The sequence below is a fragment of the Sulfitobacter sp. KMM 9851 genome (assembly GCF_057178245.1).
The window spans coordinates 2,141,295-2,166,034 of record NZ_CM169991.1 but is presented as its reverse complement, the minus strand read 5'-3'; the positions used below and the strand labels follow the sequence as shown (position 1 = coordinate 2,166,034).

The window sequence follows — 24,740 nt, the reverse complement described above, 5'->3', positions numbered from 1 at the left end:
ATGCCAAGCCTAGCGCATTTTTGCGTCGGGCGCCACGACGGGCCAATTATTCTGGTTGCAATGCGGCCGCTGATGGCTTTTTATTGGCTCACCAATCAATAAAAATATCTCTGGGGAGATTATCTTATGAAGAAACTGCTCGCGACATCCGCACTTGCACTGACCATTGCCACCTCCGTTTCGGCCGCAGGCTGTGACAAGGTGACATTCTCTGATGTGGGCTGGACCGACATCACGGCGACAACTGCCGCAGCCAGCGTGGTGCTTGAAGCGCTGGGATACGACACGGAAACCAAGATCCTTGCCGTGCCCGTGACCTATACCTCAATGGCGGCGGGCGACATTGATGTCTTCCTCGGCAACTGGATGCCCACGATGGAGGGCGACATTGCCCCATACCGTGAAGCGGGCACCGTCGACACCGTGCGCGCGAACCTTGAGGGTGCGAAATACACATTGGCCGTGAACAAGGCCGCCGCCGACATGGGCATCAAGACATTTGCCGATATCGCCGCCCACAAAGACGCGCTTGAAGGTAAGATTTATGGCATTGAGGCAGGCAACGACGGCAACCGGCTGATCCAGTCGATGATCGACGACAACGCCTTTGAGCTGGCCGCTTTTGAAGTGGTCGAATCCTCTGAGCAGGGCATGCTGGCGCAGGTGCAGCGCGCCACCCGCAAGCAAGAGCCTGTTGTCTTCCTTGGTTGGGAACCGCACCCGATGAACGCCAATTTTGAGCTGACCTATCTTGAGGGTGGCGATGATTTCTTTGGCCCCGACTTGGGCGGTGCGACGGTTTATACCAACACCCGCGCCGGTTATGTCGAGGAATGCCCAAATGTGGGCAAGCTGTTGAATAACATGGAATTCACGCTGGCCATGGAAAACGAAATCATGGGCGCGATTCTGGATGACGGTGAAAAACCCGAAGCCGCCGCCGCCGCTTGGATCAAGGCAAACTCAGGCGTACTGGATGGCTGGCTGGCGGGTGTCACCACCCAAGACGGTGGTGATGCGATGGCCGCCGTTGAGGCGCTGAAGTGACCACCGCGCGATGACATCAATGGCCCGTCTCACACCTGAGGCGGGCCATTCTTTATGATCCACGCCCCAATGCCGAAGGACTGACATGAACTGGCTGACCGAAAACAAAATCCCGATTGCGGATGTCGCGGAAAACGCGCTCGACTGGTTGCAGATTAACGGTGCGTGGTTCTTTGACGGTCTGGCCCTGGCGATGGAATGGCTGATCGACGCGATCCTGTGGGTGCTGCAAACGCCGCATCCGCTGATCATCATCGCAGTTTTTGCCGCCATAACCTGGGCCATCCAACGCAATTGGAAAACCGTGATCTTTGTGGTGCTTGGGTTCCTGTTCATCCTCAATCAGGATTATTGGGAAGAGACGACAGAAAGCCTGACGCTGGTGCTTTCGGCGTGCGTGGTCTGTATGGGGGTGGGCGTGCCCATCGGCATTGCGGCGGCGCACCGGCCGCGGCTGTACCGCGTCATGGCGCCCGTGCTTGACCTGATGCAGACCCTGCCGACCTTTGTTTACCTGATCCCGGCGATTGTGTTTTTTGGCATCGGTATGGTGCCGGGGCTGATCGCGACGGTGATCTTTGTACTGCCCGCACCGATCCGGCTGACGCAACTGGGTATTTCGTCGACGCCCAAATCGCTGCTCGAGGCGGCACAGGCATTTGGTGCCAAGCCGCGCCAGACACTGTGGAAGATTGAGTTGCCTTACGCATTGCCGCAGATCATGACGGGCCTGAACCAGACCATTATGTTGTCGCTGTCGATGGTCGTCATTGCGGCACTGGTGGGGGCGGATGGCCTTGGCGTACCTGTGGTGCGGGCGCTGAACCAAGTGAACACGGGGCTGGGTTTTGAATCCGGCCTGATCATTGTTGTCGTGGCGATCATGCTCGACCGGATTTTGCGGGTGGGCCGGAAATGACCAAAGCAGTAGAGTTTGACAACGTTTCGATCGTGTTCGGCGACAAGCCGGAAAAGGCGCTGCCCCTGATGGACAAAGGCCAAAACCGTTCCGAGATCGAAGCGGCGACAGGGCAGGTCCTGGGCGTCCATAATTGTTCACTGGCCGTGGAAAGCGGCGAGATACTGGTGCTGATGGGGTTGTCGGGTTCTGGCAAATCCACGTTGTTGCGGGCGGTCAACGGGTTGAACCCGATGGTGCGCGGCACGGTACATGTCAACGATGGGTCATGGTCCTGCGATGTGCACAGCAGCAGCGCCTCGGAACTGCGCCGCGTGCGCCGCGAATGTGTGTCCATGGTGTTCCAGCAATTTGGCCTGCTGCCGTGGCGCAGCGTGCGTGACAACGTAGCGCTGGGGCTGGAGCTGGCCGACGTGCCCCGCGCCGAACGGCTTGAGCGGGCGGACAGACAACTGGCGCTTGTTGGCTTAAGCGACTGGGCCGATCGCAAGGTAGGCGACCTGTCGGGAGGCATGCAGCAGCGCGTGGGACTTGCCCGTGCCTTTGCGACAGAAGCACCGATCCTGTTGATGGATGAACCCTTCTCGGCGCTTGACCCGCTGATCCGCAGTCGGCTTCAGGACGAATTGCTTGATCTGCAGCGCGATCTGAAACGCACGATCATTTTCGTCAGCCACGATCTGGATGAGGCATTCAAATTGGGAGGGCGCATCGCCATCATGGAAGGCGGGCGCATCGTGCAGATCGGCACCCCGCGTGAGATTTTTTCGAATCCAGCGTCTGACTACGTTGCCGATTTTGTCGCCAATATGAACCCGCTGGGGGTCCTGACCGCGCGCGATGTCATGGGGCCGTCCAGTGCTACGCCCGGTTCGGGCACCACCACCGCCGAAACCGCCGTGCGCGATCTGATTGACCTGCTGAGCGGCCCTGACGTCGCGCTGGACGTCACAGAGGGCGATGCCCGCATCGGCACGGTAACGGCGCAAAGCATCGTCGAGCGGCTTAAGGTGGCGGATGACAGGATGACCTGACCCCTTTTGAGGGGCGGGCGGCGCAGACGACGTGGCCCGTGCACCGGGCGCAGCAGACTTGCGGTGCGCCTACGAGCCACGGTTGGTCGTCAAGCTAGAGTAAAATGGTGCCCCCACACGGACTCGAACCGCGGACCTACTGATTACAAATCAGTTGCTCTACCAGCTGAGCTATAGGGGCACTGGGCGTTCATTTAGGGGATTGGTTCGGATCGTGCAAGGGGTGAAATTGCACTTGCTTTGCCATTTTACTCTGCCAGCAAGACCTAGTATTCAACGGCAGTAGATTGACCATCGATTGGGGTAACATGCATCTCGTTTTGCACACTGGCGTCCATTTCACCGAGGACGAGCGGCTGCTCAAGTGCCTGCTGCGCAATAAGGATGAGTTTTCCAAGCAGGGCATAACCATGCCGGGTCCCAGCACCTATCGGTCCTTGTTTCGTGATACGTTGAATGCGATGCACAAAACGCCGCCCTCGGCCGAGGCGCGCGAAGTGCTGCTGGATGCCGTTCTCGATGATGCGCCCGCCGAACGGGTGATCCTGTCAGACGCGAATTTCTTTCGCACGCCCGCCACAGCGATGCAGGAGGGGATGCTTTATTCCGCAGCGCCCGTGCGGATGATGCGCATGGCGCAGTTGTTTCCCGATGATCAGCTTGAAATTTTCTTTGCGATTCGCAATCCGGCCTCATTGGTGCCGATCCTCTATGACAAGGCCGCCGATAAAACGCAGGCGGCGTTCTGGGGCGACAAGAGCCCGCTGGATGTGCGCTGGTCCGATACATTGATTCTGATGCGTGAGGCCGCGCCGGAAATTCCGATCACCATTTGGTGCAACGAAGACACGCCCCTGATCTGGTCACAGATCATTCGCGAGATCGCGGGGGTTGCGGCAGATGCAAAGATTGCTGGCGGCTTTGACTTGCTCAGCACGATCATGTCCAAGGAGGGGATGCAGCGGTTCCGCAGCTATCTCGACAGCCACCCCGACATGTCAGAGATGCAGAAGCGCCGGGTTATCGCGGCCTTCCTTGATAAATTCGCGCTGGAAGACGAGATCGAAGAAGAGCTCGACATGCCCGGCTGGACCGAAGAATTGGTTGATCAGATGACCGAAGCCTATGACGCGGATGTCTATAAGATTCAGCGCATTCCGGGCGTTAAGGTGATTGCGCCCTAGGGCGCGCGATACCGCTTAGCTTGCCGCGAAATTCAGGGAAATCCTGCCGAAATCCCCAAAGTCCGCGTCAAAGAGGCTGCCCGGCGGTGCTTCTAGCGGGCGGATAAACGAACCTGACAGCACGATGTCACCCGCCGCCAGCCCGGCGCCATATGCGGCCAATCGCTGAACCAGCCAGACAACGCCCATAACCGGATCGTCGAGCACCCCGGCACCAAGACCCGTTTCCTCAACCACGCCGTCGCGTTTTACCACGGCCCCGATCCAGCGCAGATCGACGTCTGCAATGGCGTGTCGTTGGCGGCCCAGCACGATACCCGCGTTTGCCGCGTTATCGGCCACGGTGTCATAGATGATCCGGGCCGTGCCCGTGGCCGGGTCTGCACGCATCACCCGTGTGTCGAGAATTTCCAGCGCCGGGCACACATGGGCCGTGGCGGTGATAACCTGATCGCGCGTGACATCTGCGCCCGCCAGATCTGACCCCATGACAAAGGCGATTTCGGCCTCGATCCGGGGCTGAATAAATCGCCCCAAGGGAACCGTGTCACCGGGCGCGAACATCATGTCGGACAGCAAAACACCGGAATCCGGCGTCGTGATGTTAAGCGCCTGTTGCATCGCACGGCTGGTCAGGCCGATCTTCCAGCCGATCTGCCGCAGCCCTTGGGCGGTCTTTTGGGCCACCAACGCCGCCTGGATCGCATAGGCGTCGTCGAGGGTCATCTGCGGATGGGCAAGACTGATCAGCCCGCATTGCTGGCCGGTGACTTCTGCGCGAAACAGGCCGTCGGCAGCGGCTTTGATCTGGTCGGGCGTCATTCGTCCACCACCCCGTTGCGCAGGGTGCCGATACCGGTGGCCGTTATCTCGATCTGGTCGCCGGGTTGCAGGAAGCGCGGTGGATCGAACCGGGCGCCGGCGCCGGTGGGCGTGCCGGTCACGATGATGTCGCCGGGCATCAGCGTGGTGAAGGTCGAGATATAGGCGATCTGCTGCGCCACCGGAAAAAGCATCCGCCCGGTGCGGTCGTCCTGACGCAATTCGCCATTGACGCGCGTCTGCAGGGCCACATCCTCGATCTGGGCCGGATCGCTGAATGGCACGAGCCAGGGGCCGATGGCACCCGACCCATCCCAGTTTTTGCCCTGAGTCACATTGAACTTTGCGTGGCGCACCCAATCGCGAATTGTACCTTCGTTGCAGAGCGTCAGCGCTGCGATATGGCCCAGTGCCGCGTCCTGTGCAATGCGGCGGCCGCCGGTGCCAATGACGACAGCGATTTCGCCCTCGTAGTCCAGTTGCGGCGATTCCGGCGGCCGGGTGAGGGCGGTGTCATGCCCGACAAAGCTGCGGGCGAAACGCGGGAACAGTGACATGTGCGGCGGTGCATCCTGGCCATCGCGGTATTCGGCGTTGCGGTCGGGAAAATTGACGCCGACGCAGATGATTTTTTCCGGGCGTGGCACTGGGATGTCATATCGAAATGACCCATGTGGGTGGGTGACACCGGCGTCTGCGTTGCACATGGCGGTCAGTTGCCCGGCCTCAATCACCTCGCGCAGTGTTGGCCACTGGGGATGCGCGTGGGACAGGTCATGAAATCCATCCGCGCCGATCAGGCCCCATAACTGTGTGTTGTTATGGGTGACGGTGGCAATTTTCATCGTGTCTGCTCCCAGACGTCGCGGATCACATTTCCCGCTAGCATCACATCGTCGCGCGTGCAGTCGAATTGCCCGACCTGAAAGCGGATGACCTTGCGCCCATCATGCATCCCTTGGGTGATGTAGATGCAGCCGTCGTCATTAATTGCATCGACCAGCCGCTGTTGCGCCGCGTCATCGCCGGGGCAGCGGAAGGTGAAAATGCTCAGGATCGGTTCGGTCACGATCTCAAATGGGTCCATCCCACGCAACATCTCGCAGAGTTCGCCCGCCCAGGTGACATGGTTGCGAATACGGCTGCGCAGATTTTCCAATCCATAAGACCGCATAAGGAACCACAGTTTCAGCGCGCGGAACCGACGGCCCAGCGGAATGGTCCATTCGGAATAGTTTGTCACCGCGCCGTGGGTGGTCTTGAGATACTCCGGCTCGATCTTGAGCGTGTTAAGCTGCTGTGACGGATCGCGCAGGAACTGTACGGAACAGTCAAACTGTGCGCCCAACCACTTGTGCGGGTTGAACACGATGCTGTCGAACCCTTCCACGCCGCGCCAATAGGTTTCACGGAACTCGGGGCAGATCATGGCAGAGCCGGCCCAGGCCGCATCAAGATGGGTATAGAGGTCTTCGTCCTTCGCGACGGCCAACACGGGTTCGAGAAAATCCCAGGCCCCGATGCCCGTGCCACCCGTAATGGCGATGATCCCCGCAGGAATGAAACCCGCGGCGCGGTCTTGGGCAATCTGATCACGCAAAGCGTCAGCGTCAATCTCATAGGCGTGGCCGCTGCTGCCGACGCCGATCTTAACCAGATTATCTTGCCCGATCCCGGCCACCCAACAGGCGCGGTCGATGGATGAGTGAACCTGCTCGGAACAATAGATGCGCAGCCGGCCCATCCCGGACAAGCCTTCCTTGTTGCCGCGCCAGTTCAACGCGCGTTCGCGCATCGTTAGCACCGCCGACAGGGTGGCGGACGACGCGCTGTCCTGAATGACGCCCGAAAACCCGGCGGGCAGCCCCAGGGCCTGACGCAGCCAATCGACCATCACACCTTCCATCTCGGTGGCGGCGGGCGAGGTTTGCCACAACATGCACTGCGCCGCGATGGTGCTGACCAGCATCTCGGCCAGCATCGAGGGCGGCGCGGCATTGGCCGGAAAGTAGGCAAAGAAGCGCGGGTGTTGCCAGTGGGTGATCCCCGGCATCACGATCCGCTCAAAATCCGCCATGATTGTCTCCATCGCCTCGCCGGCTTCGGGCGGGGCAGGGGGCAACATGGCGGCGATCTGGCCGGGGGTGGTCTGCGCCCGCACAGGGCGGTCGCGCAAAGTCTTGTGATAATCTGTGGCCCAATGGGTGATCTTCTCGCCCCAGTGACTGAATTCATCCCAGTTCATGGCGCAACAATCGGTTGAGCGGCAAGGTCGCTGTCGCGCAAATCTGCTCCATCAAACACTGATCCTTCCTCGAACCATGATTTCGGCGCAGCAGCGCCCCAAAGGGTCTGTCGCTGCGGATCTTTCAAATCCCATTTTATAGGTTCCTGATCTGGGTCTATGGTCTGATAATCTGAACAGTAAATCTCGGTCCTATGGCCGTCACGGTCGCGGACATACAGGAAAAACGCGTTGGAAATACCGTGTCGGCCCGGCCCGCGTTCGATATGCGTCACATAGCCGGTGGTCGACATCAGATCGAGCAGGTCAATGATATTAAGCGGCGTCGGCACCCAGAACGCCAGATGATGCAGCCGTGGCCCGCGCCCATTGGTAAAGGCGATATCATGCACCCCACCTTTGCGCTGCATCCACGCGGCCCAGGTGCGGCCCGTTTCCGCGTCAGCAGTATATTCGGTTACGCGAAAACCCATATCGCCATAGAACTGCACCGCGCCGTCCACATCCGAACTGAACAGGTTAAAGTGGTCGATCCTAAGCGGTTTGACCCCGCGATACAGGGCATACTTCTGGTGAATCGTCGGCAGCCTGTCCATCGAAACGTAAAATTCCAGCGGCACGCCCCAAGGGTCGCGCGTTTGCAAGACACGCCCCATGAAGGGCCGCTCGATCCAGGACGTCGGCAGATCGCGCGATTGAAACCACGCCTCGGCCTTGTCCAATTCACTTTCATCCCAGACCTTGAACCCCAACGGCCCCACAGAGGGCGCCGCAGCCTTGGTCAGGATCACGCAATGATGGCCACGTTCCTCCATCGCGCGCAGGTAGATGTGGTTTGCGTCCTCGTGCGTGACCTGCAACCCCAGCGTATCGACGTAAAAGCCGCGCGCCCATGTCAGATCGGTCACTTTGAGCTCAACATGGCTCAGCCGGACGATATTGAACGGAGCGTATAGGTTCGCCGCCGGTATCGCCATGCTTAGGCCTCCATTCCCAGTTGGGTGATTTTATGCGCGCCACGTGCGATGGCCACGTTTTTCTGCTCCATATAGAAATCAAAACTCCACTGCCCGCCATCGCGGCCAATTCCGCTGGCCTTGGTCCCGCCAAAGGGCGTCGGCAGGTGACGCACGTTTTCGGAATTCACCCAGATCATACCTGCTTCCAACGCGTCTGAAAACCGAAAGGCGCGCGCGATATCATTGGTCCAGACATACCCCGCCAGCCCGTAAGCCACATCATTGGCCATCGCCAGTGCCTCGGCTTCATCCTCAAAGGTCATCATAGTCAGGACCGGGCCAAAAATCTCTTCTTGCGCGATCCGCATGTCGGCGCGCGCATGGGTAAAGAGCGTAGGTTGCACGTAACAGCCATCCCCCGCAATTGCCGCACCCCCTGCGGCTATGGTTGCCCCCTCGGCCCGGGCGATGTCGAAATATGATGTAACCTTGGCCAGATGTGTCGGGTGGATCAGCGGCCCGATTTCGGTCGCCGGGTCCAACGGGTGGCCCACATTGATCCGGTTCACCCGCGCCACCAGCCTGGCCTGAAACGCCTCTGCGACTGATTTTTGCACCAACAGCCGCGATGACGAGGTGCAGCGTTCCCCGTTCAGCGAATAGATCATGAAAACTGCCGCATCCAGCGCCCGGTCCAGGTCGGCATCGTCAAACACCACCACCGGGTTTTTGCCGCCCAGTTCAAAATGCACGCGCTTGAGGGTATCTGCACCTTGTTTCATGATTGCCGACCCGGTCCGGCTCTCCCCGACAAAGGCGATGGCCTTGATGTCGGGGTGTTCGGTCAGCGCTCGGCCCGCGTCCTCGCCCATGCCGTTGACGAGGTTCAGCACCCCGTTCGGCAGGCCCGCTTCGTGGCAAATTTCGGCGAGCAACCGGGCGGTCATTGGCGAAAACTCTGCCGGTTTGTGCACCACGGTGCAGCCTGCCGCCAGCGCCGGGGCAATCTTCCAGGTGGTCAGCATGAACGGCGTATTCCACGGTGTGATCACCCCCACCGGTCCAATCGGCTGCCGCGAGGTGACGTTTATATGTGTCGACGTAGGCAGCGACTGGCCATCGCGCGCCGCCGGCGCCATGTCCGCGAAAAAGCGAAAGTTCTCGGCACCGCGCAGAGCGGCCTTGGACATAAATCGGTAGGCCTGCCCGGAATCCCAACATTCACACAACGCAATATCGTCGGCACGCGCCTCGATCAGATCGGCAATCCGGTGCAGCAGGTCCTTGCGGGCAGCACCCGGCATCGCAGCCCACGCAGGAAACGCCGCCTTGGCCGCCTTGGCCGCTGCGTCGATATCGGCGGCATCAGAGCGGGCCACATCGGCAATATGGCTGCCATCCACAGGCGACGAATTTGCAAAAACCGCACCGGACCGCGCAGCGACTGACTGCCCGCCAATCAGGTTCTGCACACCGCCATCCGCAAAACGCGCCAGCAACGGGGCCAGGCGGGCCTTGCGGCTTTCAAGATCGTTCATTCATCATCTCCTGACATGTAGCGGCGGATCGAGCTGACCTTTGGGGAAAGATCTGCATCAATGTCACGCATTTCGCACGACAACATAAAGGACGAACTGGTCAGTACGCTGTCGCAAAACCGCTCGGCGGCGGCAAAGATATGGGACAAAGCGGCCTTCTTGGCGCCGGGGTCGCGGCCGGCGCGCAGGCGAATGGACAGGTCCAGATAGGCGTGATCCGGATTGCCGTCCGCCATCACCACATGCGCGGCGGGGAGGGCGCGAATGCGCAGTCCGGCCAGCGGAAAAAGGCCGGTTTCCATCGCGGCGTCGCGCAGCATCGTGCAAAACGCCAAAATATCCATACGGTCTTCAAGGTTAGGTGAATAGTCGATATGGAAATGGGGCATGATCCCTCCCGAGGTATACTTGCTTTGTTAAGTAATTTCTAGGACGCTGTCAAGTATGGACCAAAAACTACCCCTGCGTCGCACGGCGCGATCGCTGCCCATCGCCTTGCTGCGGGCGCGCGAAACGGTGATGGCCCCGATCCGTATCATGCTAAACCAAAGCGGCATTTCAGAACAGAAATGGCGTGTAATCCGGGTGCTTGATGAAAGCGGCCCGATGGAGCAGACCACTCTTGCTCAGGCGGCGTGTCTGCTGTTGCCCAGCCTGACGCGCATGTTGCGCGCGATGGAGGACGAAGGCCTGCTGACACGGCGTACCGATCCCGACGATGGGCGCAAGTCTATCGTCAGCGTCACCACCACAGGCCGCGACATGCTGCAAAACCACGCAGTCGAGGCCGCCGCCCTGTTTGCCGATCTCGAAAAGAGGTTTGGCGCTGAACGGATGGAGCAACTTCTTGACCTGCTCGAAGAGCTGAACAACCTCAAGGACTAGCGACCCGACACTACTTTCTTTTTTGGACCTGAAATACCCTCGGGGGTCTGGCGGGCTGGCCCCCCCCATTTTTCAAACTCCATCCCGTCTAACGCTGCAAAGCACCCATTCGGTCCAGCGTCAGCGCCGCGCGTTGCAACCCGTCTACTATCCCGTCATCCGCCTCACTGGTCATGCGTGACGTGCCCAACACTGCGCGCAACGCGCCGGGATTGCCCAAAGGCACGGCAAAGCCCGTAACCCCCGGCTCGAACTCTCCCACCACCACCGCGGCGCCCAACGCCCGCGCCCGGGCCACATCCGCGCCAATTGCGTCGCGCGTGGTCAGGCTGGCGGGTGTATGCGCCGTGAGTGGCGCGTCGCGCAGGGCAGTTTCCGCCCAGTCTGGCGCGCCATAGGCCAGCATCATCCGCCCGGCTGCGGTGTGCAGCAGGGGCAGGTGACTGCCAATGGTAAATCCGAAACTCACGGCGCTATCGGGCAGGGCCGATTGGGCGATATAGATGGCCTGCATCCCATCCGGCACCGCCAGTGTGATTGCCCCATCCAGTTCTGCGGCAAACCGGTTTAACACCGGCTGGATCTGCGTCCCCACCGCTGCGCCGCGCAGATAGCCGGCGCCAAAGGTCAAGCACCGGGGCGCAAGGGCGAACCGACGCCCTGATTGATGCACATAACCTTCTTCCACCAGCGACAGTACCAGGCGCCGCGCGGCTGCACGGTCTATCCCGGCGGCGCGAGCAATCTCAGCCAGCGACAGCGCGCCGCCCTGATCGAACACGCGCATCACATGCAATCCTTTGATGAATGTGCTCGATAGGTCTTTCGTAGGAGGGCGCATCGCGATTCCAACTTGACTTGGCAGCGGATGCCGCCAGAATGGTCGTATATATGATATAATGTTCGCTATTCGGCCAAAACGCAAGCCCAAACCACCAGACCGGAGCCAGCCCATGATCTCAGCCGAACTTAACCGGACCCTCACTCAATCCGGCCCCGACACGCCGGCGGGCGAGGTTATGCGGCGCTACTGGCAACCGGCAGCGCTGTCGGATGAGTTGAACAGCCCGCGCCCGGTGGTGCCGGTCACATTGCTGGGTGAAAAGCTTGTGCTTTTTCGCAACGATGACGGGGAGCTGGGCCTGATCGCGCGCGCCTGTCCGCACCGCGGTGCGGACTTGTGTTATGGGCGGCTAGAGGACAACGGGCTGCGCTGCCCCTTTCACGGCTGGCATTTTGACCGTACCGGTCAATGCGTCGAACAACCCGGAGAGCCAGCAGGCTCAACCATGCACAACAAGATCAAGAACACCTCGTATCCGGTGATCGAACGCAACGGCATCGTCTTTGCCTATATGGGTCCCGGTGATCCGCCACCACTGCCGGGTTTTGACTGTTTTACCGCCCCCGACAGCCATGTCTTTGCGTTCAAGGGCCTGTGGGAATGTAATTGGCTGCAAGCGATGGAGGTCGGGATTGACCCCGCGCATGCCTCTTTCTTGCACCGTTTCCTGCAAGACGAAGACCCGGCTGACAGTTACGGCAAGCAGTTCCGCGACAGCATCAAGGACGGGGCAGGGCGCGCGGAAATACCGATGACGAAACTGCTGCGCGATTACCCGCGCCCTGAGATCACGGTCGAGGAAACGGACTATGGGATGCGCCTGATCGCGTTGCGCCATCTTGACGATGGCCGCACCCATGTGCGCGTCACCAACCAGATATTCCCGCAGGCGATTTCTATCCCGATGAGCCGCGAGATGATCATCACCCAGTGGCATGTGCCCATCGACGATGAAACCTGCTATTGGTATTCGATGTTTACCAGCTTTGGCGCCCCCGTGGACAAGAAAAAGATGCGCGATCAGCGCTTGGCCGAACATCGGTTGCCTGACTACGCGCCGATCAAGAACAAGCGCAACAACTACGGCTATGACCCCGCTGAACAGGCGGCCGAAACCTATACCGGTATGGGTCTAGATATCAATGTGCACGACCAATGGGCGGTCGAAAGCCCCGGACCGATCTTTGACCGCACCCGCGAACATCTGGGCAAGACTGACGTGGCAATCATCAAGTACCGCCGCATGATGCGCGCAGCAATCGCTTCGCTTGCGGATGGCAACTGTGCTGAGTTGCCGATGCACGGTGATGTGGCACCTGCTGACGTGCGCGGCCCGATCAGTAATGACACCATCGCAGACACCGCCGATTGGCACGACGCCTTCGCCCGCAGCGATGCCGCACGTCGCGCCGGCTGTACCGATTGGGACGCTGCGATCAAATGAACGATCAGAGCCTTGGCAAACGTTTGGCGGCCGGACCGCTCGCCCGGATGGGCCTGCTTGATGACGCGGCCTGCAGGGCGGCGGCTGACCTGATTGGCCGGGTGGAGAAGAGCGGGCTGGAAACCATCCGCGTGCTCTTTGCCGACCAGCACGGGATTCTTCGGGGTAAAACGCTTGTCGCCAGCGCATTGGAAAGCGTTTTCATGCGCGGCCTTGCCGCACCTTCGACGCTGCTGTTGAAAGACACGGCAAATCGCACGGTGTTTCCCGTTTGGGATGGGGGCAGCGACAGCCCGATGCAGGGGGCTGGCGATATATTGATGGTGCCGCGCCCGACGGATTTTTACGAATTGCCGTGGTCGCCACATTCCGCTTGGCTGCTCTGTGATCCGGTGATGAAAGACGGCACAAACATTCCCTTCGCACCGCGCCACCTGCTGCGCCAAGCCATTGCACAGCTCAAGGACGCGGGCCTGTCGATGCTGGTGGGGCTTGAGGTCGAATTTCACGTGTTCGAGGTCACTGATCCCGCTTTGGATCACATCGACGCCACCATGCCGCCCCGCGCGCCTGTGACGCGAAACCTGTCGCAAGGCTGGCAGTTTTTGACCGACGGCCATTATTCGCGGTTAGAGCCGATCATGGACGAACTGCGCCGCAACTGCGCGGCCCTTGGCCTGCCGGTACGATCAACCGAGGTGGAAATGGGGCCAAGCCAGTTCGAATTTACCTTTGACCCGGCCGATCCCATGACCCATGCCGACAATATGGTGATTTTCCGCACGATGGTGAAAGAGGTCTGTGCCCTGCGCGGGCTCCACGCCACCTTCATGTGCCGCCCGGTGGTCGACAATTGCGCCGCCAGTGGCTGGCACCTGCACCAATCCTTGCAAGACACCAGCACTGGTAAGGCTCTTTTCATACCGGAAACCGATGGCGCCCTCACGGCGAAGGCCAGTGGATGGATCGCCGGATTGCTGGAACACGCCGCCGCTACATGCCTTCTGACGACGCCCACCGTAAACGGCTACAAACGGTATCAGCCGCACCAGTTGGCCCCTGATGCCATCGCCTGGGGTCGCGACAACCGGGGCACGATGATCCGCGCGCTGATGACGCCGGGGGACAGCGCCAGCCGTATCGAAAACCGCGTGGCGGAGCCCACGGCAAACCCCTATCTGTTTTTCGCCAGCCAGATCATCTGCGGGCTGGATGGCATTACCCGCAGCCTGGTGGCGCCCGACGCCTGTGAAACGCCCTATGCTGGCGGCTTGCAAAAACTGCCAGCCGATCTGGGGGCCGCACTGGCGGCGTTCGAGGGGTCAACGCTGTATCGGACCGCCTGGGGGGACGAGGTGGTGGATTATCTGCTGCGCTTAAAACGTGCCGAATGGCGGCGCTATCTCGATACGTTATCAGCCTGGGAACAGGACGAATATTTCAGCCTCTATTAACCTTGGTTCGCAACGCCGTGACGCGCAGGATCGCGATCAGCGGCAGGATTATGCGATTCCCTTTAGCAGTCGGAAGGCGGCGCAGAGACCCGCAAGCATCATGCGCGGGGCATCGGCCAGCGTGGCAGGTGCACCTTGTTTGTCGAGCGCGCGGGCATAAAGCGCCGCCTGGGGATCGGCCCCGATGATGGCAAGGTTCTGACCCAGCCAATAGGGGCGTGCCGCGGCCAGCTCGGCCCCAATCAACAACCCGGAGAGCCGTGCCTTTGCCGCTTCCGGTGCTGTTCCATCCATACGGTCATCTGCGTGGATGGCAAACAGCCGCGCGGCCAGTTTCTCGGGCCGCGACAAGGCCTCGCTCACGGCCATGTCAAACGCCGCATCCTCCCAGCCTTCGGTCTGGACCGAATGGCGCAGCACCGATTGTCCGGCCAGCAGGCCAAACATCTCGCCGGTCATGTAGGTCTGGAAACTGATCACCTCGCCCGCGCTGACCTGTGCCCATTTTGTATGGGTGCCGGGCAAGCAGATCACGCCGTCCCAATTTGGGTTCAATGCCAGAAACCCTGCGATCTGGGTTTCTTCGCCGCGCATCACGTCATTTGGCTTTCGCTGGCAAAGACCTGAAATCACATGCAGATCAAAGACGTCACTGCGCAGATGGGCAAAGCCAGGTGCGATCGGGGTGCAGGGTAGGGTCCGGTAGGGGGCCTCGGCCCAGCCCTGACGCGCGCCAACCATTCCGGCGGCAATGACCATCACGGCCCGGGGCAGATGCCAATGTGCAGTGACTGCCTGCAAGGTCGGTTCGAACCCCTCGGGGCGCCGCCCGGTCAAACCATCGACCGATTGCGCCTGATCCAGCACGGTTGCACCCTGCATCGCCCAGACGCGCAGGGTGCTGGTACCCCAATCGACTGCCAGCCATTCTGGTTTGATCTGATCAATCATCTAGCCGGTCACCATGCTGCTGCTCTGACGTCCGTTCAATGTCGCCGTCTGGATCATGTTCGTCCTCCTGTAGTGCGGCCCGGTTGCGCCGTGATCTATGTACGACGCGCCCCTTGCGACGGCCAGTCCCCATGCGCCCAACACCTAGAGGTACGCCTATCGGATATCCACGATCACCATCGGTTACGTGCCACCGCGCTAGATATTTTAAACTTAAAATATTTACCCTTGAACGAAAACGCGACTCACCATAGGCTCCCCTCAACGTACCAAAAGGGGGATGACGATGCGTGCAATCTGTCTTGGAGGCGGGCCTGCTGGGCTCTACTTTGCGATCTCTCTAAAGCTGCGCCAACCCGATGCTGATGTCACGGTGATGGAACGCAATCGCGCTGATGATACCTTTGGTTGGGGGGTCGTTCTGTCGGATGAAACGCTTGATAATCTTGAGGTCAATGATCCGGTCTCGGCCAAGGAAATTCGCAGCCATTTTGCCTATTGGGACGACATCGCCCTGCACCACAAGGGCGAGACGATCCTCAGTTCCGGCCACGGTTTCTGCGGCATTGGGCGCAAACGTCTGCTGCTGATCCTGCAAGAGCGCGCACGTGAGTTGGGTGTGAACCTGCGGTTCGAAACCGAGGTGAAAGCGGCCTCTGATTACATGGCGGACTACGATCTGGTGGTCGCCTGTGACGGGTTGAATTCCAAAACCCGGATGGAGTTTGAAGACACATTCAAACCCGATATTGACGTGCGCCGCTGCCCTTTTGTCTGGCTGGGCACACATCAGAAATTCGACAACGCCTTTACCTTTATCTTTGAAAAAACCGACAAGGGGTGGATCTGGGTCCACGCCTATCAATTCGACAAAGACACCGCGACCTTCATCGTCGAATGTTCGCAAAAGACGTTCGATGCCTATGGTTTTGGCGAGAAAACGCAGGAAGAGACCATCGCGATCTGCGAAGACATCTTCAAGGATCATCTGGGTGGTCACAAGCTGATGACCAACGCGGGCCATATCCGTGGATCGGCCTGGATCAAATTCCCACGCGTGCTTTGCGAAAAATGGAGCCACGAAAATGTCGTTCTGCTTGGCGATGCCTCGGCGACGGCGCATTTCTCGATCGGGTCGGGGACCAAACTGGCGCTGGAATCGGCTATTTCATTGGCCAAACATGTCACCGACGACAAAGATCTGAAAACCGCCTTTGAAAAATACGAAGACGCCCGCCGCCTTGAGGTGCTGCGCCTGCAATCTGCGGCGCGCAATTCGGTGGAATGGTTCGAGGACGTGGAACGCTATCTGGATCTCGACCCGGTGCAGCTTAATTACTCAATGCTGACCCGCAGCCAGCGCATCAGCCATGAAAACCTGCGCGAACGCGATGCCAAGTGGCTGTCGGGTGCCGAAAAATGGTTCCTTGATCAGGCAGGTGCCGACACCAATGGCCCGATCCGCGCGCCCATGTTCGCGCCATTCAAGCTACGTGATATGGAGCTTGGCAACCGCATCGTCGTATCGCCTATGGCGCAATACAAGGCCGTCGACGGCTGTCCGACCGATTGGCATTTCGTGCATTACGCCGAACGCGCCAAGGGCGGGGCGGGCCTCGTCTATACCGAGATGACCTGTGTGTCCCCCGAGGGTCGGATCACACCGGGCTGTCCGGGTCTTTATGCGCCAGAGCACGAGGCGGCGTGGCAGCGTTTGAGCGACTTTGTGCATGCGGAAACCGAGGCGAAAATCTGCTGTCAGATTGGCCATTCCGGGCGCAAAGGCTCGACCCAATTGGGGTGGGAGGAAATGGACGCCCCGCTTAAGGCTGGCAATTGGGAGACCATTTCGGCCTCTGCGATTGCGTGGTCCGATCAAAACCCGGTGCCAAAGGCCGCGACCCGTGCCGATATGGACCAAATCCGCGATGAATTTGTCAGCGCTACGGAAATGGCCGACCGCGCAAATTTCGATATGGTCGAACTGCACGCTGCGCACGGCTACCTGATCTCGTCCTTCATCTCGCCACTATCCAACAACCGCGACGATGAATACGGTGGCAGCCTTGAAAACCGCATGCGTTACCCGCTGGAAGTCTTTGCCGCCATGCGCGCGGTTTGGCCGTCCGAAAAGCCAATGGCGGTACGAATTTCGGCAAACGACTGGGTTGAACGAGACGGCGTGACCCCTGAAGAAGCGGTTGAAATCGCACGTATGTTTAACGATGCGGGTGCAGATATCATCGACGTGTCTGCCGGGCAGACCTCAAAACAGGCGCAGCCGGTCTATGGCCGCATGTTCCAGACGCCGTTCAGCGACCGCATCCGCAACGATGGCGGGATCAAGACAATGGCGGTGGGCAATATCTACGAGGCCGATCACGTCAACTCGATCCTGATGGCGGGACGCGCCGATCTTGTCTGTCTTGCGCGGCCGCATTTGGCCGATCCCTATTGGACGCTGCACGCCGCCTCTGGCATTGGCGACCGACACGCGACATGGCCGTTGCCTTATGGGCCTGGGCGCGATCAAGCGTGGCGACTGGCCGACCGCGCGGCGGAGATGGAAAAGGTATGAACCCCCACGTGATCATCACTGGCGGCGGGACCGGGGTGGGGGCTGAAATTGCCCGCGCCGTCGCCGCCAACGGTGCCAAGGTCACGATCATGGGCCGACGCGAGGAACCGTTACGCGAGCAGGGGTTGCCATACCAAACCTGTGACGTAACCGATCCCGATGCGGTGCAGGCCGCCTTTGCCGCCGCACGCGCGGAAAATGGTGCAATCACGGGTGTTATCGCCAATGCCGGTGCGGCCCATTCCGCGCCATTCGACAAGATCACGGCGCAGGATATGACCGACATGTTCGCCGTCAATGTGACGGGCGTGTTCAACGTTTGGCAGGCCGCTTTGGCCGAGATGAAAGCGGCAGGCAAGGGGCGGCTGATTGCTGTCGCCTCCACCGCCGGGCTCAAGGGGTATCCTTATGTCGCGGGGTATGTCGCGGCGAAACATGGGGTGGTGGGGCTGACCCGCGCCTTGGCGCTCGAACTGGCGCGCAGCGGGATCACTGTGAACGCCATCTGCCCCGGCTTTATTGACACGCCACTTCTTGAACGCTCGGTCGACAACATCACCGCCAGCACGGGCAAAACCGCCGAGGAAGCGCGTGCGATCCTGAAACGCGCCAGCCCGCAGAACCGATTTGTCAGCACCCAAGAGGTTGCGGCGGCAGCGCTTTATCTGCTGTCAGATGGCGCAGCCAGTGTGAACGGCCATACGCTGAGCCTTTCTGGGGGGGAAGTATGACAAGTGCCAAAGACCGCCTGCGCCTCTGGTTGCGTCTGCTGAAAGTGGTGCGCGGCGTCGAAGCGAATTTGCGGGACAAGCTGCGCGGTGAATTTGGCACCACGCTGCCGCGCTTTGATTTGATGGCGGCATTGTCGCGCCACCCGCAAGGGCTAAAGATGAGCCAGCTTTCAGGTGTGCTGCGGGTTTCCAATGGCAATGTCACGGGTATCGCGGACCGATTGGGCGAAGAGGGTTTCGTTGAACGCGTGCCCGTCCCCGGTGATCGCCGCGCCATGACCCTGCGGCTAACCGAGGCAGGGCGCGCCGAGTTTGCCCGTCAGGCAGACGCCCACGAAGGTTGGATTGACGAAATGCTGGCCGGTGTCAGTGCCGAAGATGCCCGCGCGATGGCGCTGCGTTTACAGGCCTATGCGGTGGCAACAGATAAAAAGGAACGCAGCGATGCGCAGTGACGTAAAACACTTTCTTTGCGAGATCGAGAACGGGATTGCGACCGTGCGGCTGGATCGGCCCGACCGCAAAAATCCGCTGACCTTTGACAGTTATGCCGAATTGCGCGACTGGTTCCGCGATCTCGTCTATGCCGATGATGTCGATGTTGTCATCTTTGGCTCCAACGGCGGCAACTTTAGCTCTGGCGGCGATGTGCACGATATCATTGGGCCTCTGACCCGAATGAACATGAAGGAGCTGCTGCGTTTCACGCGTATGACCGGCGATCTGGTCAAGGCGATTGTGAACTGCGGCAAGCCGGTGATTGCAGCCGTGGATGGCATTTGTGTCGGCGCAGGGGCGATCATCGCAATGGCGTCTGACCTGCGTCTGGCCACACCGCAAGCCAAGACCGCATTCCTGTTCACCCGTGTCGGGCTGGCGGGCTGCGATATGGGTGCGTGTGCGATCCTGCCGCGGATCATCGGGCAGACCCGGGCGGCAGAGTTGCTATATACCGGGCGGTCGATGTCGGCGGACGAAGGCGAGCGCTGGGGCTTTTTCAACCGTCTGGTCGATGGCGACGCGCTCGAGGCCGAAGCGCTAAAACTGGCGCAGCAGATTCAGGCGGGGCCAAACTTTGCCCATATGATGACCAAGACGATGCTGGCGCAGGAATGGTCGATGTCCATCGAACAGGCAATCGAGGCCGAGGCACAGGCTCAGGCAATCTGCATGCAGACCGGCGATTTTGAGCGGGCCTACAACGCTTTTGTCGCCAAGCAGCGCCCCGTCTTTGAAGGGGATTAAATGCGGTATCGGTTGGACCCTCCGGGCGGAGGTTTATTGAGCGAAATGAAGAGGGAGGGGGCGCATAGTGGCAGATCGTAGTTTTCTGGACTGGCCGTTTTTTGAGCCGCGCCACAAGGAATTGGCGCTGGCGCTAGATGAATGGGCCGGGCGCAAGTTGCCCGGTGTTGATCACAGCGACACCGATGCCGCCTGCCGGGCGCTGGTGGCGATGCTGGGCGACGGCGGCTGGCTGCGCCATACCGGGGCCGAAGGCAATGAAGTGCTGGATGTGCGCAGTCTCTGCCTGATCCGGGAAACGCTGGCGCGCTATGACGGCTTGGCCGATTTTTCCTTTGCTATGCAGGGGCTTGGGACCGGGGCGATATCGCTTTTTGGCACCGCTGACCAGCAGGCCGAATGGCTGCCCAAGACACGCAGCGGTGCGGCAATATCGGCCTTTGCGTTGACCGAGCCGCAGTCGGGCTCTGACGTTGCCAATTCAACCATGACGGCCAAGGTCGATGGTAATGGCTATGTGTTAGACGGCCGCAAAACCTGGATCTCCAATGGCGGCATTGCGGATGTGTACACCGTTTTTGCCCGCACGGGCGAGGCACCGGGGGCCAAGGGGTTGTCGGCCTTTATCGTGCCCGCAGATACGCCAGGGCTCAAGATAGAAGAACGGCTTGAGGTCATGGCACCGCACCCGCTGGCGACGCTGCATTTCGACGGGGTCAAACTGCCCGGGTCTGCACTGCTGGGCGAGGCGGGGCGTGGCTTTGGTATCGCGATGTCGGTGCTGGATGTGTTCCGGTCCACCGTGGCTGCTGCAGCCCTGGGCTTTGCCCGCCGCGCGCTGGACGAGGCGCTGGCGCGGGTTACGGCGCGGCATGTGCAGGGTGCGCCACTGAGCGAGTTGCAGATGGTGCAGGGGCACATCGCGGACATGGCGGTCGATGTCGATGCTTCTGCACTGCTAGTTTATCGTGCCGCTTGGGCCAAAGACAGCGGCGCGCCGCGTGTCACCCGCGAGGCGGCGATGGCCAAGCTTTTTGCCACTGATCATGCACAAAAGGTGATCGACACGGCCGTGCAGCTGCATGGCGGCGACGGGGTGCGCAGTGGCGAAACGGTAGAACGGCTCTACCGAGAGATCAGAGCGTTGCGGATATACGAGGGCGCGTCGGATGTGCAGCGGGTGGTTATTGCACGTCAGACCTTGGGAGGGGTCAAATAATGCTGAACCGATCGGGACATGAAGACACATTTTCACGCGATAACCTGCCGGATCAAAGCCAATGGCCGGGGTTCTTGCTCGATGGGTTCGACTATCCTGAGCGGTTGAATATCGGTGTGGAACTGACTGATGCAATGGTAGAAAAAGGGTTTGGGGACCACACCGCACTGATCGGGAATGGCCGCCGCCGTACCTATAAGGAACTGGCGGATTGGACGAACCGCCTGGCCAGTGCGATGGTTGAAAATCTGGGGCTGAAGCCAGGCAACCGGGTGTTGATCCGCTCGGCCAACAACCCCGCGATGGTGGCCTGCTGGCTTGCTGCGACCAAGGCTGGGGCGGTGGTCGTCAACACCATGCCGATGCTGCGCGCGGGCGAATTGACCGCGATCGTCGACAAGGCCGAGATCAGCCACGCGCTGTGCGATACGCGGCTGATGGATGAAATGGCGATCTGCGCCAAGAATTCGAAATTTCTCAAGACGGTGGTGGGCTTTGACGGCACCAGCAACCACGATGCGGAATTGGACCGGCTGGCGCTGGAAAAACCGGTGCAGTTCGACGCGGCGGACACCGCGCAGGATGACGTGGCACTGCTGGGGTTTACATCAGGAACGACCGGTAACCCAAAGGCAACAATGCATTTTCACCGCGATCTTTTGATCATCGCCGACGGGTATGCGCGCGAAATCTTGGCCGTGACGCCTCAGGATGTATTTGTTGGATCGCCGCCTCTGGCCTTCACCTTTGGCTTGGGTGGGTTGGCGGTGTTCCCCCTTCGCTTTGGCGCGGCGGCGACCTTGCTAGAAACCGCCAGCCCGCCAAATATGATCGAAATTATCGAAAAGTACAAAGCAACGGTCTGTTTTACCGCACCTACGGCCTACAGAGCGATGTTGCAGGCGATGGAGGAAGGCGCGGACCTGTCCAGCCTGCGCGCGGCGGTGTCGGCGGGCGAGACATTGCCCGCACCCGTCTATCACGATTGGAAAGAAAAGACTGGCAAGCCGATGTTGGATGGTATCGGGGCCACGGAAATGCTGCATATTTTCATCTCCAACCGATTTGACGATCACCGCGCGGCCTGTACGGGCAAGCCGGTCACCGGCTATGAGGCGCGGATTATTGATGGGCAGGGCAAGGAGGTGCCGCGCGGCACCGTGGGGCGTCTTGCCGTTCGCGGGCCGACGGGATGCCGCTATCTGGGCGATGAGCGCCAAGCTGACTACGTCAAAGATGGCTGGAATATCACCGGTGACAGTTTCACGATGGACGAAGATGGCTATCTGCATTTTGCTGCGCGGAATGACGATATGATCATTTCTTCCGGCTACAACATCGCGGGTCCAGAGGTTGAGGCCGCGCTGTTGAGCCATCCGTTTGTCAGCGAATGTGCTGTTGTGGGCACCCCGGACGAGGCGCGCGGGTCTATCGTGCAAGCACATGTTGTTCTGGTTCCGGGAACACCCGAAGATACGAGCACAATCAAACTGTTGCAGGATCATGTTAAAGCGACGATTGCACCGTTTAAATATCCTCGCGACGTGCGGTTCATCAAAAGCCTGCCGAAAACGGCGACGGGTAAAATTCAACGTTTTGCATTGCGAGAAAAGACATGAGCGATTTCGACGAGGCGTCAAAAGGCGCAAAGATGGATTTTGCCAAGGATAAATCCTATGGCGACTACCTAGGTCTCGACAAAATTTTGACGGTCGAAAACCCTCTGGATATGGCGCATGACGGTCTGCTTTTCATTATTCAGCACCAGACCTCTGAATTGTGGATGAAACTGGCCATTCACGAATTGACGGCCTGCCGAACCGCGATGCAGCAGGGTGATCTGCAATCGTCCTTCAAGATGCTGACGCGGGTGGCGCGAATCTTCGAACAGCTCAATTCCGCATGGGACGTGCTGCGCACCATGACGCCGAGCGAATACACCGCTTTTCGCCCCTATCTGGGTGCCTCGTCGGGGTTTCAATCCTATCAATACCGGTTGGTGGAATACCTGCTGGGGAACAGGATCGCAGCGCTGACCAAATTGCATGTTCACACGCCAGCCCCCCATGCCGCGCTGGTGGCCGAGATGGCGAAACCCAGTCTTTATCAGGTGGCCATCGACGTCTTGTGTGACCGGATGGGCGTTGCCCCCCTTGCAGGTCAGCCAGAACCAAAGGCCTGGGAGGCCAAACAGACAGTCCAGGACCTATGGCAGAAGGTTTATGAAGACCCCGCAACCCACTGGGACCTATACGAATTGGCGGAAAAGTTGGTGGACCTTGAGGATTACTTCCGCCGCTGGCGTTTCAACCATGTAACGACAGTAGAACGCATTATCGGTTTCAAACGCGGCACGGGCGGCACGTCGGGTGTGACCTATCTGCGCAAAATGCTCGAGGTCGAACTTTTCCCCGAGCTGTGGCATGTCAGAGGAGCATTATAAGTGTCTAACGTATTGAAGAAAGAAGCCTTTATCCTCCCCGAGGGGGTAATCTATCTGGATGGCAACTCGCTTGGTCCGATGCCCAAGGCGGTGGCCGCGCGGGTTCAGCAGATGCTGACGGATGAATGGGGTGAAATGTTGATCCGCGGCTGGAACAAGGCCGGCTGGATGGAGCAACCTACGCGCGTTGGCAATATGGTGGCCAAGGTTGTGGGCGCACCGGACGGGTCGGTCGTCATGGGTGACACGCTGTCGGTGAAGGTTTTTCAGGCGCTGGCCTCTGCGGTGAAGCTGCGCTCTGACCGGCGGGTGATCTTGTCGGACAGCGGCAACTTTCCGTCTGATCTCTATATGGCCGAGGGGCTGGTGGGGCTGTTGGAGCAGGGCTATGAGCTGCGCACCGTGGCGCCCGAAGATGTTGCGAACGCGATCGGCAATGACATCGCCGCCGTGATGCTGACCGAGGTAGATTACCGGTCGGGTCGCAAACACGACATGAAAGCGATCACCAAATTGGCCCAAGACGCGGGCGCGGTGATGATCTGGGATCTGGCGCATTCGGCGGGTGCCTTGCCGGTTGATCTGGCGGGCAGCAACTGTGAATTCGCGATCGGCTGCACCTACAAATATCTCAATGGTGGCCCCGGCGCCCCGGCGTTCATCTACGTGCGTCCCGATCTTGCGGATGAGGTGCAACCGGCGCTGAGTGGTTGGCTTGGGCATCGGCAACCCTTTGAATTTGATATCAACTACAAGCCGGGCCGCGGCATAGAGCGGATGCGGGTTGGCACGCCGCCGGTGATCCAACTGACCGCACTTGAGGTCGCGATGGATCTCTGGGCAGATGTAGATATGGACGAATTGCGCCGCGAGTCCATCGCTCTGCAAGAACAATTTATCAAAGAGATTGAGCGCGACGTGCCACAACTTACATTGGCAAGCCCCCGCGATGCGCAGGTGCGGGATCTCAGGTGTCGTTCCAGTTCGATAATGGCTATGCCGCGATGCAGGCGGTTATTGACCGCGGCGTGATTGGCGATTTCCGTGCGCCGGACATCATGCGCTTTGGCTTTACGCCGATGTATCTTGACGCCAGCGATGTAACCAAGGCGGTCGCGATCATTCGTGACGTGATGGAGAACCGGCTCTGGGACGATGAAAAGTACAAAACGCGCGCGCGGGTGACCTGACAGGCACC

23 protein-coding genes, 1 tRNA gene and 1 pseudogene are annotated in these 24,740 nt (G+C 59.8%); 15 read left to right on the top strand and 10 right to left on the bottom strand.

Going from position 1 to position 24,740, the window contains the following annotated elements:
- Nucleotides 1-126: 126 nt before the first annotated feature.
- The 3 genes from AC1965_RS10730 to choV all read left to right on the top strand — a co-directional run bounded on the left by AC1965_RS10730 (nucleotide 127) and on the right by choV (nucleotide 3,000).
- Nucleotides 127-1,047, top strand: a complete 921-nt coding sequence (locus AC1965_RS10730) for a choline ABC transporter substrate-binding protein (RefSeq protein ID WP_483883862.1) — start codon at nucleotides 127-129, stop codon at nucleotides 1,045-1,047.
- 85 nt (nucleotides 1,048-1,132) lie between these two features.
- Nucleotides 1,133-1,966, top strand: a complete 834-nt coding sequence (choW, locus tag AC1965_RS10725) for a choline ABC transporter permease subunit (RefSeq protein ID WP_483883861.1) — start codon at nucleotides 1,133-1,135, stop codon at nucleotides 1,964-1,966.
- Nucleotides 1,963-3,000, top strand: a complete 1,038-nt coding sequence (gene choV, locus AC1965_RS10720; protein WP_483883860.1) for a choline ABC transporter ATP-binding protein — start codon at nucleotides 1,963-1,965, stop codon at nucleotides 2,998-3,000. The genes choW and choV overlap by 4 nt, the downstream gene beginning before the upstream one ends.
- Before the next feature lie 105 nt (nucleotides 3,001-3,105).
- Here choV and AC1965_RS10715 read toward each other — a convergent pair.
- Nucleotides 3,106-3,181, bottom strand: a tRNA-Thr gene (locus AC1965_RS10715).
- Nucleotides 3,182-3,308: 127 nt separating this feature from the next.
- Between AC1965_RS10715 and AC1965_RS10710 the strand changes: the two genes are divergently transcribed.
- Nucleotides 3,309-4,184, top strand: coding sequence for a hypothetical protein (locus tag AC1965_RS10710; RefSeq protein WP_483883859.1), 876 nt, complete (start codon nucleotides 3,309-3,311; stop codon nucleotides 4,182-4,184).
- A 15-nt stretch (nucleotides 4,185-4,199) separates the two neighbouring features.
- Here the strand turns inward: AC1965_RS10710 and hpaH are convergent, their stop codons facing one another.
- From hpaH to AC1965_RS10680, 6 genes are read right to left on the bottom strand one after another with little or no spacing between them, the layout of a single operon-like run.
- A complete protein-coding gene (gene hpaH, locus AC1965_RS10705; protein ID WP_483883858.1) occupies nucleotides 4,200-5,006 on the bottom strand; it encodes a 2-oxo-hept-4-ene-1,7-dioate hydratase in 807 nt (268 codons plus the stop codon).
- Nucleotides 5,003-5,851: a fumarylacetoacetate hydrolase family protein gene (locus AC1965_RS10700; protein ID WP_483883857.1), complete on the bottom strand. Its 849-nt coding sequence runs from the start codon at nucleotides 5,849-5,851 to the stop codon at nucleotides 5,003-5,005. The genes hpaH and AC1965_RS10700 overlap by 4 nt, the downstream gene beginning before the upstream one ends.
- Nucleotides 5,848-7,251: a pyridoxal phosphate-dependent decarboxylase family protein gene (locus AC1965_RS10695; protein ID WP_483883856.1), complete on the bottom strand. Its 1,404-nt coding sequence runs from the start codon at nucleotides 7,249-7,251 to the stop codon at nucleotides 5,848-5,850. Before AC1965_RS10695 ends, AC1965_RS10700 begins: the two co-directional genes overlap by 4 nt.
- The gene (gene hpaD / locus AC1965_RS10690) at nucleotides 7,248-8,228 is read right to left on the bottom strand and encodes a 3,4-dihydroxyphenylacetate 2,3-dioxygenase (protein ID WP_483883855.1); all 981 of its coding nucleotides are present in this window, start codon (nucleotides 8,226-8,228) and stop codon (nucleotides 7,248-7,250) included. The genes AC1965_RS10695 and hpaD overlap by 4 nt, the downstream gene beginning before the upstream one ends.
- Before the next feature lie 2 nt (nucleotides 8,229-8,230).
- A complete protein-coding gene (gene hpaE / locus AC1965_RS10685; protein WP_483883854.1) occupies nucleotides 8,231-9,748 on the bottom strand; it encodes a 5-carboxymethyl-2-hydroxymuconate semialdehyde dehydrogenase in 1,518 nt (505 codons plus the stop codon).
- The gene (locus tag AC1965_RS10680) at nucleotides 9,745-10,137 is read right to left on the bottom strand and encodes a 5-carboxymethyl-2-hydroxymuconate Delta-isomerase (RefSeq protein ID WP_483883853.1); all 393 of its coding nucleotides are present in this window, start codon (nucleotides 10,135-10,137) and stop codon (nucleotides 9,745-9,747) included. Before AC1965_RS10680 ends, hpaE begins: the two co-directional genes overlap by 4 nt.
- 55 nt (nucleotides 10,138-10,192) lie before the next feature.
- On the opposite strand from AC1965_RS10680, the gene hpaR reads away from it, so the two are divergent.
- Entirely contained in the window at nucleotides 10,193-10,633 is a 441-nt protein-coding gene (hpaR, locus tag AC1965_RS10675) for a homoprotocatechuate degradation operon regulator HpaR (protein ID WP_483883852.1), read from the top strand.
- Between the two features lie 88 nt (nucleotides 10,634-10,721).
- Here hpaR and AC1965_RS10670 read toward each other — a convergent pair whose 3' ends face one another.
- Nucleotides 10,722-11,420 carry an IclR family transcriptional regulator gene (locus AC1965_RS10670; protein ID WP_483883851.1) on the bottom strand — a complete coding sequence of 233 codons (699 nt, stop codon included), beginning with the start codon at nucleotides 11,418-11,420 and terminating at the stop codon, nucleotides 10,722-10,724.
- A gap of 166 nt (nucleotides 11,421-11,586) precedes the next feature.
- On the opposite strand from AC1965_RS10670, the gene AC1965_RS10665 reads away from it, so the two are divergent.
- The gene (locus AC1965_RS10665) at nucleotides 11,587-12,921 is read left to right on the top strand and encodes a Rieske 2Fe-2S domain-containing protein (RefSeq protein WP_483883850.1); all 1,335 of its coding nucleotides are present in this window, start codon (nucleotides 11,587-11,589) and stop codon (nucleotides 12,919-12,921) included.
- The gene (locus tag AC1965_RS10660) at nucleotides 12,918-14,375 is read left to right on the top strand and encodes a glutamine synthetase family protein (protein ID WP_483883849.1); all 1,458 of its coding nucleotides are present in this window, start codon (nucleotides 12,918-12,920) and stop codon (nucleotides 14,373-14,375) included. The genes AC1965_RS10665 and AC1965_RS10660 overlap by 4 nt, the downstream gene beginning before the upstream one ends.
- A 48-nt stretch (nucleotides 14,376-14,423) precedes the next feature.
- On the opposite strand, the gene AC1965_RS10655 is transcribed toward AC1965_RS10660, so the two are convergent.
- Nucleotides 14,424-15,326 carry a 2-dehydro-3-deoxygalactonokinase gene (locus AC1965_RS10655; protein ID WP_483883848.1) on the bottom strand — a complete coding sequence of 301 codons (903 nt, stop codon included), beginning with the start codon at nucleotides 15,324-15,326 and terminating at the stop codon, nucleotides 14,424-14,426.
- The gene (locus tag AC1965_RS10650) at nucleotides 15,319-15,459 is read right to left on the bottom strand and encodes a hypothetical protein (protein ID WP_483883847.1); all 141 of its coding nucleotides are present in this window, start codon (nucleotides 15,457-15,459) and stop codon (nucleotides 15,319-15,321) included. The genes AC1965_RS10655 and AC1965_RS10650 overlap by 8 nt, the downstream gene beginning before the upstream one ends.
- A gap of 153 nt (nucleotides 15,460-15,612) precedes the next feature.
- On the opposite strand from AC1965_RS10650, the gene AC1965_RS10645 reads away from it, so the two are divergent.
- The 8 genes and pseudogenes from AC1965_RS10645 to kynU all read left to right on the top strand — a co-directional run bounded on the left by AC1965_RS10645 (nucleotide 15,613) and on the right by kynU (nucleotide 24,732).
- Nucleotides 15,613-17,904, top strand: a complete 2,292-nt coding sequence (locus tag AC1965_RS10645) for a bifunctional salicylyl-CoA 5-hydroxylase/oxidoreductase (protein ID WP_483883846.1) — start codon at nucleotides 15,613-15,615, stop codon at nucleotides 17,902-17,904.
- Nucleotides 17,901-18,635: an SDR family NAD(P)-dependent oxidoreductase gene (locus AC1965_RS10640; protein WP_483883845.1), complete on the top strand. Its 735-nt coding sequence runs from the start codon at nucleotides 17,901-17,903 to the stop codon at nucleotides 18,633-18,635. Before AC1965_RS10645 ends, AC1965_RS10640 begins: the two co-directional genes overlap by 4 nt.
- Nucleotides 18,632-19,090, top strand: a complete 459-nt coding sequence (locus AC1965_RS10635; protein ID WP_483883844.1) for a MarR family winged helix-turn-helix transcriptional regulator — start codon at nucleotides 18,632-18,634, stop codon at nucleotides 19,088-19,090. The genes AC1965_RS10640 and AC1965_RS10635 overlap by 4 nt, the downstream gene beginning before the upstream one ends.
- On the top strand, nucleotides 19,080-19,880 hold the full coding sequence (locus tag AC1965_RS10630; protein WP_483883843.1) for an enoyl-CoA hydratase family protein: 801 nt from the start codon (nucleotides 19,080-19,082) through the stop codon (nucleotides 19,878-19,880). The genes AC1965_RS10635 and AC1965_RS10630 overlap by 11 nt, the downstream gene beginning before the upstream one ends.
- A 67-nt stretch (nucleotides 19,881-19,947) precedes the next feature.
- On the top strand, nucleotides 19,948-21,099 hold the full coding sequence (locus AC1965_RS10625; RefSeq protein WP_483883842.1) for an acyl-CoA dehydrogenase family protein: 1,152 nt from the start codon (nucleotides 19,948-19,950) through the stop codon (nucleotides 21,097-21,099).
- On the top strand, nucleotides 21,099-22,718 hold the full coding sequence (locus AC1965_RS10620) for an AMP-binding protein (protein ID WP_483883841.1): 1,620 nt from the start codon (nucleotides 21,099-21,101) through the stop codon (nucleotides 22,716-22,718). The genes AC1965_RS10625 and AC1965_RS10620 overlap by 1 nt, the downstream gene beginning before the upstream one ends.
- Entirely contained in the window at nucleotides 22,715-23,542 is an 828-nt protein-coding gene (locus AC1965_RS10615; RefSeq protein ID WP_483883840.1) for a tryptophan 2,3-dioxygenase, read from the top strand. Before AC1965_RS10620 ends, AC1965_RS10615 begins: the two co-directional genes overlap by 4 nt.
- Nucleotides 23,543-24,732 (top strand): annotated as a pseudogene (gene kynU, locus AC1965_RS10610) (kynureninase). It abuts the gene before it with no gap.
- The last annotated feature ends 8 nt before the right edge of the window (nucleotides 24,733-24,740 follow it).